Source organism: Janthinobacterium sp. MP5059B, from assembly GCF_001758645.1.
Classification (GTDB): domain Bacteria; phylum Pseudomonadota; class Gammaproteobacteria; order Burkholderiales; family Burkholderiaceae_D; genus Janthinobacterium; species Janthinobacterium lividum.
In genome coordinates this window covers 587,615-599,760 of the sequence record NZ_LRHX01000016.1, presented here as the reverse complement: position 1 = coordinate 599,760, position 12,146 = coordinate 587,615, and the positions used below count along the sequence as shown (strand labels likewise).

Here is a 12,146-nt window from a genome sequence, read left to right as displayed (position 1 = left end):
GGCGTAAGATGGGGATGGGAGGAACCGAACCATGCCCTGCTTCAGCCATACGATAGACAGCCAGGTTTACCAGTTCGCCAGCCTGAAGGCGCTGCTGGCGAAGGCCACGCCGCCCCGTTCGGGCGATGTGCTGGCCGGCGTGGCGGCAGCCAGCGCGCGCGAGCGGGTGGCGGCGCAGCTGGCGCTGGCGGACGTGCCGCTGTCGCTGTTTCTCAACGAGGCGCTGGTGCCGTATGAAGACGATGAAGTCACGCGCCTGATCATCGACACCCACGAGCGCGCCGCGTTTGCGCCGATTTCCCACCTGTGCGTGGGCGACTTTCGCGACTGGCTGCTCGATGACGCGACGGATACACAAACGCTGTCCTACGTCGCCGCCAGCATCACGCCGGAAATGGCGGCAGCCGTCTCAAAAATCATGCGCCTGCAGGACCTGGTGCTGGTGGCCCGCAAGTGCAAGGTCGTCACATCGTTCCGCAATACCCTGGGCCTGGAGAGCCGGCTATCCACGCGCTTGCAGCCGAATCATCCGACAGACGATGCCACGGGCATTGCCGCCGCCATCCTTGATGGCCTGCTGCTGGGCAGCGGCGACGCCGTGATCGGCATCAATCCGGCCACCGACAATGTGGCGCAGGTGGTGTCGCTGCTGCAGCTGCTCGACGCCGTCATTGATCAATATCAGATTCCCACGCAGTCGTGCGTGCTCACGCACATCACCAACACCCTCGAGGCGATCCGCCGCGGCGCGCCCGTCGACCTGGTATTCCAGTCGGTGGCGGGCACGCAGGCGGCCAACCGCAGCTTCGGCATCGACTTGTCCCTGCTGGCCGAGGGGCAGGCGGCGGCCCTGTCGCTGGGGCGCGGCACGGTGGGCAACAACGTCATGTATTTCGAGACGGGGCAGGGCAGCGCCCTGTCGGCCGGCGCGCACCACGGCATGGACCAGCAAACGTGCGAAGCGCGCGCGTATGCGGTGGCGCGCGCCTATCAGCCGCTGCTGGTCAATTCGGTGGTGGGCTTCATCGGCCCCGAGTATCTGTACGACGGCAAGCAGATCATGCGCGCGGGGCTGGAAGACCATTTCTGCGCCAAGCTGCTGGGACTGCCCATGGGCTGCGACGTGTGCTACACCAACCATGCGGAAGCGGACCAGGACGACATGGATGCCTTGCTGACCATGCTGGGCGTGGCCGGCTGCAATTTCATCATGGGCGTGCCGGGCGCGGACGACATCATGCTCGGCTACCAGAGCACCTCGTTCCACGACGCCCTGTATGCGCGCCGGGTGCTGGGCTTGCGTCCCGCGCCGGAATTCGAAGCCTGGCTGGCACGCATGCGGATCACGGATGCGCAGGGCCTTTTGCACACGGCGCTGGCGCCCGCCTTCCAGGCGGCCCTGCTGCGCCTGGATACCTAGGGAGGAAGTATGGGCGATACCGATCCGTGGCAGGCCCTGCGCAGGTACACGGCGGCGCGCATCGCGCTCGGGCGCCGCGGCGTGAGCGTGCCGACCAAGCCGCAGCTGGCGTTCCAGCTGGCCCACGCGCAGGCGCGCGACGCCGTGCACCTGGCGCTCGATGGCGAGGCCCTGGCGCTGGCGCTGGCGGAGCAGGGGCTGGCCAGCGTGCAGCTGCACAGCGCGGCCGCCACGCGCGCCGACTATCTGCAACGCCCCGACCTGGGACGCCGCCTCGACGACGCTTCACGCACGCGCCTGGCCGCCGGTGCCACGGGAGCCGACCTGGCGCTGGTGGCGGCCGATGGCCTGTCGGCGCTGGCCGTGCAGCGTCATGCGGCGCCCTTCCTGGCCGCCTTGCGCGAACGGCTGGCGCTGGAAGCGTGGACGCTGTCGCCGGTATGCATCGTGGCGCAGGGACGGGTGGCCATCGGCGACGAGGTGGGGGAATTACTGAAGGCGCGCGCCGTGCTGGTGCTGATCGGCGAGCGGCCTGGCTTGAGTTCCCCGGACAGCCTGGGCCTGTACCTGACGTGGGCGCCCGAAGCAGGTTTGCTGGACGAGCGCCGCAACTGCATTTCGAACGTGCGCCCCGAGGGGCTGGCGTATGCGCAGGCCGCGTACCGGCTGCACTACCTGCTGTCGCAGGCGTTCAGCCGGCAGCTGTCGGGCGTGGGCTTGAAGGATGAAACGGTGGCGGAAGGCGCGGCCCTGGCGGGCGCGCGCAACTTCCTGCTGGCGTGATCAGACTTCGCGGATTTCGTCCAGCGGCCAGCGCGGGCGCACGTTGAACGAGTAATCGTGCTTGGCGGCGTCGGGATTGATTTGCAGGCGCATGGCACCGGCAAAGGCGATCATGGCGCCGTTGTCGGTGCAGAATTCCAGCTCCGGGTAATACACTTTAAAACGCTTCTTGGCGGCCGCCGCGTTGAGCGAGGCGCGCAGTTGCGCGTTGGCGCCCACGCCGCCGGCGATCACCAGGCGTTTCAAGCCCGTGTGCTTGAGGGCCGAGACACACTTGGCCGTCAGCACGTCGACGATGGCGTCGACGAAGCCGCGCGCGATATTCGCCTTGTCCTGCTCGCAGATATTCGCGATGACTTTTTCTTCATGGTTTTTCACCACCGTCAGCACGGCCGTCTTCAGGCCGGAAAAGCTGAAGTTGAAATCCTTCGAGTGCAGCATGGGGCGCGGCAGCTTGTAGGCCAGCGGATCGCCGAATTCGGCCAGGCGCGAAATGGCCGGGCCGCCCGGATAACCGAGGCCCAGCAGCTTGGCCGACTTGTCGAACGCTTCGCCGGCCGCATCATCGAGCGTTTCGCCCAGCATCGTGTACTGGCCCACGCCATCGACGCGCATCAGCTGCGTGTGGCCGCCCGACACCAGCAGGGCGATGAAGGGGAATTCCGGCGGTTCGGACGCCAGCAAGGGGGAGAGCAGATGGCCTTCCAGGTGGTGGATGCCCAGCACCGGCTTGTTGATGGCCAGACCCAGGCTGCAGGCGACGGACGATCCGACCAGCAGCGCGCCGGCGAGACCGGGCCCCTGCGTGTAGGCGATGGCGTCGATCTCGGGCAGGGTGATGCCGGCCTTGGCCAGGGTTTCTTCCAGCAGCGGAATGGCGCGGCGGATATGGTCGCGCGACGCCAGTTCCGGCACCACGCCGCCATATTGCTCGTGCATGGCGACTTGCGAGTAGAGGGCGTGCGACAGCAGGCCGCGTTGCGTGTCGTACAAGGCCAGGCCGGTTTCGTCACAGGAGGATTCGACGCCAAGAACAATCATGAAGGTACTGAATAGGGAGGAGTAATCCGCCATTGTAAAGGAAAGCCGGGCAGTCCACCGTGCGGCCGGCGCACCATTTCGGCGGCAGTGTGCACTTGCGCAGTGCGCCGCAGGCCGGTTTTCCCCCGGTTTTTGGCCATTCTTCGCCTGTGCGGCACTGGCACCGCTCTTGCTTAGAGGTGCATGTGCCTTTCTCAAGGGAGCTAGCGATGTCGGAACAATGGAAAATGATTTGCCGCCTGAAGGACATGCCGCTGGCGGGCGCGCGCATGGTGCAACGGGGCCTGGCCTGGCAGGATTTGCCGGGCGTGGCGCTGTTCCGCGCGGCTGACGATACGGTGTATGCCTTGCTCGACACGGTGCCTTGCCTGGGCGGCCCGCTGGCCCATGGGGTGCTGATGGAGAAAAACCTGATGGGACCAAAAAACAGCTGGATCATCGAACTCGATTCGGGCCGCCTGGTGGCGCCCGTGCAGGGCATGGCGCGCCTGTACGCCATGCGCATCATGGACGGGCGCATCTACCTGGATGTCAATGAACTCAATATCCCGGCCAGCAAGGCGGAACAGGCGCTGGCGGGATCGTTCGCCGTGCTGCCGCATGTGCAGATGGCTTGATATGCCTCGTGGTGGTGTCGGCTTACGCGCTGCGCGCTAAGCCGACCTACGCATTGACGCGCCCGTCGGGTAGGTCGGATCAGGCCCACAGGGCCGTAATCCGACAACATTGTTGGCCGTACTATTTTACGCCGGGCGATTGACGAGGTGCGCATGCGCATCGCGCAGCATTGTCGCCGTCGTGTCCCAGTCGATGCAGCCGTCGGTGACGGAGCAGCCGTAGGTCAGTTGCGACAGGTCTTGCGGGATCTTCTGGTTGCCGCCGACGATGTTCGATTCGATCATCACGCCCACCAGCGAGCGGTTGCCCTGGCGGATCTGGTTGACCACGTCGGCCATCACCAGCGGTTGCAGTTCCGGCTTCTTGTAGCTGTTCGCGTGCGAGCAGTCGACCACCAGGTTGGCCGGCAGCTTGGCCTTGGCCAGCGCCTGTTCGGCGATGGCGATCGACACGGAATCGTAGTTCGGACGGCCGTCGCCGCCGCGCAGCACGACGTGGCCATACGCGTTGCCGCGCGTGCGCACGATGGCCACATTGCCTTCGCCGTTAATGCCGAGGAAGGAGTGCGGGTGCGCCGACGACAGAATCGCGTTGACGGCGATGCTGATGTCGCCATCGGTGCCGTTCTTGAAGCCGACCGGGGTCGACAGGCCCGACGACATTTCGCGGTGCGTCTGCGATTCCGTGGTGCGCGCGCCGATGGCGGTCCAGGCGATCAGGTCGCCCAGGTATTGCGGCGAGATCGGGTCCAGCGCTTCGGTGGCGGTGGGCAGGCCCAGTTCGCACACGTCGAGCAGGAACTGGCGCGCCTTTTCCATGCCTTCGTTGACCTTGAACGAGTCGTCCATATACGGATCGTTGATATAGCCTTTCCAGCCCGTGGTGGTACGCGGTTTTTCGAAATACACGCGCATCACCAGCAGCATCGTGTCCTTGACTTCCTCTTGCAGCGCTTTCAGGCGGCGCGCGTAATCGAGGCCGGCGACGGGGTCGTGGATGGAGCACGGGCCGACGACGACGAACAGGCGCTGGTCCTTGCGGTCGATGATGTTGCGCAGCGCTTCGCGGCCGCGGCTGACGGTCTCGAAGGCGCTTTCCGACAGGGGCAGCTTGGCGTGCAGTTCAGCTGGTGTCGGCATGGGCGCGAAGGAGGTGACGTTGATATTTTCGATGTCTGGCGTATTCATGATTCTGGCTCGGCTTTCGCTATTGCGTTCTTTAAGAGGCAATAGTGTAGCGGAAATGCGGCCTGGCGGCGGGGATGGCGCCAAAACGGGAATGCCTCAGTTGTTTTTATGGCAGGGCCGGCACGCCGCCGGCCCCCTGTGCGCTCAATGGCCGCCGGCCAGGCTGGCGCCAAAGGTATAGCGGGCGATGCGCTGGTAGTTGCCGGCCAGCTCGGGCGGCCGGGGCAGGCCGGGATGGCGCCGCACATGGTCGAGGATGGCGCTTTCATGCTGGCGTATCTGTGCGTCCAGGCAGGCGACCTGCTGGCGCACGAGGGCGTGCAGCGCATGCTGGCCGGCCTGCAGGTGCGCATCGAGGCGCGCCGATTCCTGCCGGCGCACGTCTTCCATGGCGTGCAGGCGGCGCAGCCACAGCCGTAGCTCCACATAGGCGGGCGAGGGCGGCGTCCAGCGCGCGGGGCGCCTGTGCTGGCAGTAGTTGGCCAGCACTGCGGCGCTGTGCGCCGCGTCCCCGGGCAAGCCATGGCTGCGGATATATTCTTCCAGCTGCGCGGGCTGGGCATCGCAGACCAGCATGCCCATGTCGGCCAGCATGCGGGCCGGCGCCTCGCTGTACGGCATATCGAGGCGCATGCAGACGCGCAAGCCCATGACGGGCACGTCGTTCCTTTGCAGCCAGCTGCGCAGCCAGCGGTAGCCGGCCACGTCGTTTTCCAGCACCTTGCACAGCATTTCGCCGCCCGAGAGCAGCACGGCTTTCAGCTGCAGCTTGCTCGTCTCGATGCCGACGAAGGCGCTTTCCCTTTTGCTTGCGTGTTCCATGATGAGTCCCCCTGTGCAGTCATATACGCAGCGGTGGCGCGTTTGGATGCAGTCGTGATGCAATTCATCCAAATTCGTCCAAAAAATAGCGTGAAAGACTGTTGCATTGGCGCCTATGGCGTCTTTCAGCCCCTCTGCAAGGGGAAAAATCCGTGTAAGCTGGCGCCATGACGACTGTTTCCATCCCCCATACCGATGTGGCCGGTGAGCCATTTCCCGCTGCACGTTTCATCAAAGAAATAGGACGCGGCAAGAACGGTGCGCGCAGCATGACGCGCGACGACGCCCGTGCCCTGTACCGCGCCATGCTGGAGGGCCGCGTGTCGGACCTGGAACTGGGCGGCATTTTGTTATCCATGCGTATCAAGGGCGAGTCCGTTGATGAGATCGCCGGCTTCCTCGACGCTGCCGAAGCATCGTTCGCGCCGCTGGCCGCGCCGGCCGGCGAATTTGCCCCGATCATCATTCCCAGCTACAACGGCGCCCGCAAGATGGCCAACCTGACGGCGTTGCTGGCGCTGCTGCTGGCGCGCGCGGGCGCACCCGTGCTCGTGCATGGCGTGACCGGAGATCCGGGCCGCATCACCACGGCTGAAGTGCTGGCCGCGCTGGGCGTGCCCGCCTCGCCGGACCATGCGCAAGCCGAGGCCGCCATGGCGCGGGGGGAAGCCGCCTTCCTGCCCATCGCCGCGCTGGCGCCGCGCCTGGCGCACATGCTGTCCCTGCGGCGTGTGCTGGGCGTGCGCAATTCCACGCATACCCTGGTGAAAATCATGCAGCCGTTCGCCGGGCCGGCCCTGCGCCTGGTGTCGTATACGCATCCGGAATACCTGGAAATGCTGGGTGAATATTTCCTCACCGCCTCAGATCCTGCACGCGGCGACGCTTTCCTGATGCGCGGCACAGAAGGCGAGACCGTAGCCAACGCCAACAAGGCGCAGCAGATCGACTGGTTCCATGGCGTGGAGCGCACGGTGCTGGTGGAAAAGCAGTTGCTGGTGGAAGAGTTGCCGCATTTGCCGGCCGAGCGCGATGCGGCCACCACGGCCGCCTGGATCGCTGCCGTGCTGCGCGGCGAGGTGCCCGTGCCGCCATCGATCGCCGAGCAGGTGGAGCAATGCCTGATGGCATCGCGTCAGATTGCCGCACGGCCGCGCTAGCCGCGTCGCCGCAGTTTACAATGGCGTCTTTGTAATCAGCGGTGACCGGAATTCTTATGGCAAAACAATTTGATGTGGCAGTGATCGGCGCGGGCGCGGCCGGCATGATGTGTGCGGCTGTTGCCGCCCAGCAAGGCAAGCGCGTGGTGCTGATCGATCACGCGGCCAAGCTGGCCGAAAAGATCCGCATCTCGGGTGGTGGACGGTGCAATTTCACCAATATTAACGCCACCCCGCAAAATTTCCTCTCGGAAAACCCACACTTCTGCAAGAGCGCGCTGTCGCGCTACACGCCGCAGGATTTCCTCGCGCTGGTGAAAAAATACCGCATCGGCTACCACGAGAAGCACAAGGGCCAGCAATTCTGCAATGAGTCGGCCGAGCAGATCATCGACATGCTCAAGGACGAGTGCGCCGCAGGCGGCGTGCACTGGCGCATGCCGTGCAAGATCGACAATGTTGTCCAGCAAGATGACGGTAGCTTTGTGCTGCAGACCGATAGCGGCGACATCGAGACGGCCAGCATCGTCATCGCCACGGGCGGCCTGTCGATCCCGAAGATTGGCGCGACGGATTTTGCCTACCGCATCGCCAGGCAATTCGATTTGACGATGGTCGAACCGCGTCCGGCCCTGGTACCGCTGACGTTCGATGCGGCCAGCTGGGCGCCATTCGCGGAATTGTCCGGCATCGCTCTGGAGGTGGATGTGGAAACGGGCAGCCTGAAAGGCCGCAAGGCAACGGGCGCGCGTTTCCGCGAAGATTTGCTGTTCACGCACCGCGGCTTGTCGGGCCCGGCGATCCTGCAGATTTCCAGCTACTGGCAGCCGGGCGAGCCCATCGTCATCAACCTGTTGCCGGAAGTGGACGTGGCGCAGACCTTGATCGAAGGCAAGGGTACCCTGAAGAAGCAGTTGGGCAATATCGTCGCGCAATGGCTGCCGCAGCGCCTGGCCGACTGCTTGCTGGCCGTCAACGGCCTGGCGCCGGACGCGCGCATCGCCGACATGCCCGACGCGCAGTTGCGCAAGCTGGGGCTGGCCATCAATGCCTGGTCCATCGTGCCGAACGGTTCCGAAGGCTACCGCAAGGCGGAAGTGACGCGCGGCGGCATCGACACGCGCGAACTGTCGCAGCAGACCATGATGGCCAATAAAGTGCCAGGCCTGTATTTCATCGGCGAAGCGGTTGACGTGACGGGCTGGCTGGGTGGCTACAACTTCCAGTGGGCCTGGGCTTCCGGCGTGGCGGCAGGTATTGCCTTGCAGTAACAATCAGTTGTCATTTTGGCACGGCAAGTGATTATTGGTGACAATGTTCTTGACTTCGATCAAGTGATGTTGAATACTTGGCATGTAAATTAATTTTTAGACATTTTTTATGCCTGGTGGTAATTAGTCAGGCATTCCCCTGACCATGCCCTGGAGTCGCCATGAAACGCCTGATCGCCACCGTCGCAGCAACCGTACTCACCAGCGCCGCCTTTGCCAGCACCCCCGTGCTGAGCAACGGTGGCTTTGAAAACAATTCCGTCGGTGGCGGCTACGTCTATGGCAATGTGGCGCCGGGCTGGAGCTTCACGGGCGGCGCCGGCGTGTCGGCCAGCTACACGGCGTGGAATGGCGTGGCGCAAGAGGGCAACGCCTTTGCTTTCCTGCAAAATACGGCATCGATCTCGCAAAGCTTCGTCAGCTCGGGCGCCGCCGACTACTCGTTCGCCTTCAACCTGGCGCTGCGTCCCGGCTACGATCAGGGCCAGGCCGTGACGGTCAGCCTCGATGGCAGCCTGCTGGGCCAGTACGCGGTGACCAGCACGGGCTGGACCAGCTTCAACGCGAACGCGCTCAACATCGGTGCCGGCAGCCATACCCTGAGCTTTGCCGGCATCAACCCGAACAATGCCCACGATACCTCGGCCTTCCTCGATGGCGTCAGCATGAACGTCAGCGCCGTGCCGGAACCGGGCACGTACGCCATGCTGCTGGCGGGCCTGGGCCTGCTGGGCTTCATGGCGCGCCGCCGCAAGAGCGCCATTTGAGGTAAACTGCTGCCAGGATGCGTGGTTTACACCACAGCCGGGCAGCAATCTCAGGCTGCATGCCGCACGCAAGTGGGGGAGGGGCTTCCCTTTCCGATTAAAAGCTGCTACTATCTATCTCTTCCTATACACCACCTCAACGGTTTGAATTTTACATGACCACTATTCGCCTTAAAGAAAACGAGCCGTTCGAAGTCGCAATGCGTCGCTTCAAACGCACCATCGAAAAAACGGGTCTGCTGACCGAATTGCGCGCTCGCGAATTCTACGAAAAGCCAACAGCTGAGCGCAAGCGCAAGCTGGCAGCTGCTGTAAAGCGTCATTACAAACGCATCCGCAGCCAACAACTGCCGAAAAAATTATTCTAAGACTGTTCAGTCAGAACCAACCCGGGTAGTTCGGCGCATTGTTCGCCACGGGTTTTGTTTTGATTCGCCTGGAGTGATACTTCAGATGAGTCGCATACCCGCTCCGGTTCGCCGCAGCGGGTTTTCGCTTTTGTGGCCGCCTGCTTGGTTCACACACGAGCATTGAACCCCACTTACCAACACGAGGATTGCCATGAGCTTGAAAGAACAAATTACCGAAGACATGAAAAACGCCATGCGCGCCAAGGAAGCGGGCAAGCTGGGCACGATTCGCCTGTTGCTGGCGGAAATCAAGCGCAAGGAAGTCGACGAGCGCATCGAATTGACAGACGCCCACGTGACGGCCATCGTGGAAAAGATGATCAAGCAGCGCAAGGATTCGATCACTCAGTTCGAGGCTGGTGGCCGTGCCGATCTGGCCGACATCGAAAAAGCCGAGCTGGTGCACCTGACGGGCTACATGCCTGCCGGCCTGTCTGACGAAGAAGTGGCGGCCGAAGTGGCTGCCGCCGTGGCCGCCTCGGGCGCCGCCGGTCCGCAAGACATGGGCAAGGTCATGGCCATCGTCAAGCCGAAGCTGGCGGGCCGCGCCGACATGACCGTGGTGTCCGCCCTGGTCAAGAAAGCCTTGACGCCGGCAGCGTAAGCATACAATAGTAGCAAGGGCTGCCAGCCATCGCGCTGGCAGCCTGTTAACAGCCCACACGTTGACCTGGCTCAACCTCAGGCCACGTGCGGTAGTATAGTCTGACCTATAACAAGACCCGCCCTAGCCAGTGATACCTCAATCCTTCATTTCCGATTTGCTCAACCGCGTCGATATCGTCGATGTCGTGGGGCGCTATGTGCAACTGAAAAAAGGTGGCGCCAATTTCATGGGCTTGTGCCCGTTCCACAGTGAAAAATCGCCCAGCTTTACCGTCAGCCCCACCAAGCAGTTCTATCACTGCTTCGGCTGTGGCGCGCATGGCACCTCGATCGGCTTTTTGATCGAATACTCGGGCATGGGCTTTGTCGACGCTGTCAAGGACCTGGCGCAGAACGTGGGCATGGTCGTGCCGGAAGCGGACGACAAGATCCCGCCGGCCCAGCGCGCGCAGATCCAGGCGCAAAGCATGGCCCTGTCCGACGCCATGACGCAGGCGTGCGATTATTACCGCGGGCAATTGCGCCACGCGCCGGAAGCTATCGCCTACCTCAAAAACCGGGGCTTGACGGGCGAAGTGGCCGCTCGCTTCGGCATGGGTTTTGCGCCCGGTGGCTGGGATAACCTGCGCTCCGTCTTCCCCGACTACGACGTGGTGGCCCTGGCCGAGGCTGGTCTTGTGATCGACAAGGTCGATGAAGAGGGTAGCAACCGCAAGCGCTACGACCGTTTCCGCGAGCGCATCATGTTCCCGATCCGCAATACCAAGGGGCAAGTGATCGCCTTTGGCGGCCGCGTGCTCGACCATGGCGAACCGAAATACCTGAACTCGCCGGAAACCCCCTTGTTTTCCAAGGGTTTCGAACTGTATGGACTGTTCGAGGCGCGCCAGGCCATCCGCGACGCCGGCTATGTGCTGGTGACGGAAGGCTACATGGACGTGGTGGCGCTGGCGCAGATGGGTTTCCCGCAAGCGGTGGCGACCCTGGGTACGGCGTGCACGCCCACCCATGTGCAAAAACTGCTGCGCCAGACCGATAACGTGATTTTCAGCTTCGACGGCGACAAGGCTGGCCGCCGCGCCGCCCGCCGCGCGCTGGAGGCGAGCCTGGCCCATGTGTCGGACAATAAAACCATCAAATTCCTGTTCTTGCCGTCGGAACACGATCCGGACAGCTATATCCGCGAATTCGGCGCCGAAGGTTTTGAACAGCAAGTGCATGAAGCCATGCCGCTGTCGCAATTCTTGCTGAAAGAAGTGTCGGGCGAGCATGATTTGTCGGAGCCGGAAGGGCGCGCCCGCGTGCAGTTCGATGCCAAGCCCCTGCTGCAGCTGATGGCGCCATCGTCGCTGCGCCTGCAGATCGTGCGCGGCCTGGCGCAGCTGACGCAGTCCACGCCGGCCGAGATCGAAGCCCTGTTCGAGCTGGCGAAGCCCGTTGCCGTGGCGCGCCGCGCGCCGCCGAAATCGGGCCGCCCTGTGCCCGTGGGCCTGGAATTGAAGATCATGCGCATGCTGGTGGCGCATCCGCCCCTGACCATGCGTATCGACGAGGCCGCTCTCACCGCCTTCCAGCACCTGGGGCCCGATGCGGCGCACAGCCTGGGGCAACTGGTGGCCGTGGGCCAGGCGCTGGGCGAGCACGGCAGTTTCGCCGCGCTGGCGCAGCAGTTGAAGGAGCTGGGCAGCGAATACGACGAGATCATCGGCGAGATCGCGGCCGGCACGGAATCCGATTACGACAGCGAATTGTCGTGGCTGGTGAGCACCATCCGCGAGATCAAATTGAATGCCTTGAAGGCGGAATTGCAGCAATTGTTCGCGTCGGGTTTGCCATCGGAGAAAATTGGTGTACGCTACCGCGAAATCATGCAGGAGCAAGGCGACCTGGAGCGCGAGCGCGATGCCGAGTTGGTGAATCGCTAACCTTGCCTTGAGGGTATGGCGCGCACTGGAAAAACATTTTTCGCGTGCTATAATTAAATGCTAAGTATTGTGTGCTTTGGCAAGCTAGTTCTGTTTCGTAAATAGTATTTGTTTTCAGTAAGTTAGGCTCTTGATC

The 12,146-nt window shown here is 63.2% G+C and carries 12 protein-coding genes; 9 read left to right on the top strand and 3 right to left on the bottom strand.

Features of this window, described 5'->3' with window-relative positions; translation table 11 throughout:
• Positions 1–31 precede the first annotated feature (31 nt).
• Both JAB1_RS19750 and eutC read left to right on the top strand, forming a co-directional pair.
• Positions 32–1,420 (top strand): ethanolamine ammonia-lyase subunit EutB, encoded by a 1,389-nt coding sequence (locus JAB1_RS19750; RefSeq protein WP_070281483.1) that lies wholly within the window; start codon positions 32–34, stop codon positions 1,418–1,420.
• Positions 1,421–1,429: 9 nt separating this feature from the next.
• Positions 1,430–2,203, top strand: a complete 774-nt coding sequence (gene eutC, locus JAB1_RS19745; protein ID WP_070281482.1) for an ethanolamine ammonia-lyase subunit EutC — start codon at positions 1,430–1,432, stop codon at positions 2,201–2,203.
• Here the strand turns inward: eutC and tsaD are convergent, their stop codons facing one another.
• Complete coding sequence (gene tsaD / locus JAB1_RS19740; RefSeq protein WP_034779881.1) at positions 2,204–3,244, bottom strand: tRNA (adenosine(37)-N6)-threonylcarbamoyltransferase complex transferase subunit TsaD; 1,041 nt, start codon at positions 3,242–3,244, stop codon at positions 2,204–2,206.
• A gap of 209 nt (positions 3,245–3,453) precedes the next feature.
• Here tsaD and JAB1_RS19735 point away from each other — a divergent pair, with 209 nt between their 5' ends.
• Positions 3,454–3,861 carry a nitrite reductase (NAD(P)H) small subunit gene (locus tag JAB1_RS19735; RefSeq protein WP_070281481.1) on the top strand — a complete coding sequence of 136 codons (408 nt, stop codon included), beginning with the start codon at positions 3,454–3,456 and terminating at the stop codon, positions 3,859–3,861.
• A 126-nt stretch (positions 3,862–3,987) separates the two neighbouring features.
• On the opposite strand, the gene JAB1_RS19730 is transcribed toward JAB1_RS19735, so the two are convergent.
• Together JAB1_RS19730 and JAB1_RS19725 are read right to left on the bottom strand one after the other, a co-directional pair.
• A complete protein-coding gene (locus JAB1_RS19730) occupies positions 3,988–5,049 on the bottom strand; it encodes a 3-deoxy-7-phosphoheptulonate synthase (RefSeq protein WP_034779875.1) in 1,062 nt (353 codons plus the stop codon).
• Positions 5,050–5,193: 144 nt separating this feature from the next.
• Positions 5,194–5,871 (bottom strand): hypothetical protein, encoded by a 678-nt coding sequence (locus tag JAB1_RS19725; protein WP_139144613.1) that lies wholly within the window; start codon positions 5,869–5,871, stop codon positions 5,194–5,196.
• Between the two features lie 167 nt (positions 5,872–6,038).
• Between JAB1_RS19725 and ybiB the strand changes: the two genes are divergently transcribed.
• From ybiB to dnaG, 6 genes are all read left to right on the top strand, one after another.
• Positions 6,039–7,031: a DNA-binding protein YbiB gene (gene ybiB, locus JAB1_RS19720; RefSeq protein ID WP_070281479.1), complete on the top strand. Its 993-nt coding sequence runs from the start codon at positions 6,039–6,041 to the stop codon at positions 7,029–7,031.
• A 56-nt stretch (positions 7,032–7,087) separates the two neighbouring features.
• Positions 7,088–8,302 carry an NAD(P)/FAD-dependent oxidoreductase gene (locus JAB1_RS19715; protein WP_070281478.1) on the top strand — a complete coding sequence of 405 codons (1,215 nt, stop codon included), beginning with the start codon at positions 7,088–7,090 and terminating at the stop codon, positions 8,300–8,302.
• 161 nt (positions 8,303–8,463) lie between these two features.
• Positions 8,464–9,069 carry an FxDxF family PEP-CTERM protein gene (locus JAB1_RS19710; protein ID WP_070281477.1) on the top strand — a complete coding sequence of 202 codons (606 nt, stop codon included), beginning with the start codon at positions 8,464–8,466 and terminating at the stop codon, positions 9,067–9,069.
• 155 nt (positions 9,070–9,224) lie between these two features.
• Positions 9,225–9,437 carry a 30S ribosomal protein S21 gene (gene rpsU, locus JAB1_RS19705; RefSeq protein WP_008451879.1) on the top strand — a complete coding sequence of 71 codons (213 nt, stop codon included), beginning with the start codon at positions 9,225–9,227 and terminating at the stop codon, positions 9,435–9,437.
• Positions 9,438–9,630: 193 nt separating this feature from the next.
• Complete coding sequence (locus tag JAB1_RS19700) at positions 9,631–10,083, top strand: GatB/YqeY domain-containing protein (protein ID WP_034746974.1); 453 nt, start codon at positions 9,631–9,633, stop codon at positions 10,081–10,083.
• A 130-nt stretch (positions 10,084–10,213) separates the two neighbouring features.
• Entirely contained in the window at positions 10,214–12,010 is a 1,797-nt protein-coding gene (gene dnaG / locus JAB1_RS19695; RefSeq protein WP_070281476.1) for a DNA primase, read from the top strand.
• Positions 12,011–12,146: the final 136 nt, after the last annotated feature.

Excerpts from the sequence above, each read along its gene's own strand:
- JAB1_RS19750 (WP_070281483.1), top strand. The coding sequence starts at position 32 with ATGCCCTGCTTCAGCCATACGATAGACAGCCAGGTTTACCAGTTCGCC.
- eutC (WP_070281482.1), top strand. The coding sequence starts at position 1,430 with ATGGGCGATACCGATCCGTGGCAGGCCCTGCGCAGGTACACGGCGGCG.
- tsaD (WP_034779881.1), bottom strand. The coding sequence starts at position 3,244 with ATGATTGTTCTTGGCGTCGAATCCTCCTGTGACGAAACCGGCCTGGCC.
- JAB1_RS19735 (WP_070281481.1), top strand. The coding sequence starts at position 3,454 with ATGTCGGAACAATGGAAAATGATTTGCCGCCTGAAGGACATGCCGCTG.
- JAB1_RS19730 (WP_034779875.1), bottom strand. The coding sequence starts at position 5,049 with ATGAATACGCCAGACATCGAAAATATCAACGTCACCTCCTTCGCGCCC.
- JAB1_RS19725 (WP_139144613.1), bottom strand. The coding sequence starts at position 5,871 with ATGGAACACGCAAGCAAAAGGGAAAGCGCCTTCGTCGGCATCGAGACG.
- ybiB (WP_070281479.1), top strand. The coding sequence starts at position 6,039 with ATGACGACTGTTTCCATCCCCCATACCGATGTGGCCGGTGAGCCATTT.
- JAB1_RS19715 (WP_070281478.1), top strand. The coding sequence starts at position 7,088 with ATGGCAAAACAATTTGATGTGGCAGTGATCGGCGCGGGCGCGGCCGGC.
- JAB1_RS19710 (WP_070281477.1), top strand. The coding sequence starts at position 8,464 with ATGAAACGCCTGATCGCCACCGTCGCAGCAACCGTACTCACCAGCGCC.
- rpsU (WP_008451879.1), top strand. The coding sequence starts at position 9,225 with ATGACCACTATTCGCCTTAAAGAAAACGAGCCGTTCGAAGTCGCAATG.
- JAB1_RS19700 (WP_034746974.1), top strand. The coding sequence starts at position 9,631 with ATGAGCTTGAAAGAACAAATTACCGAAGACATGAAAAACGCCATGCGC.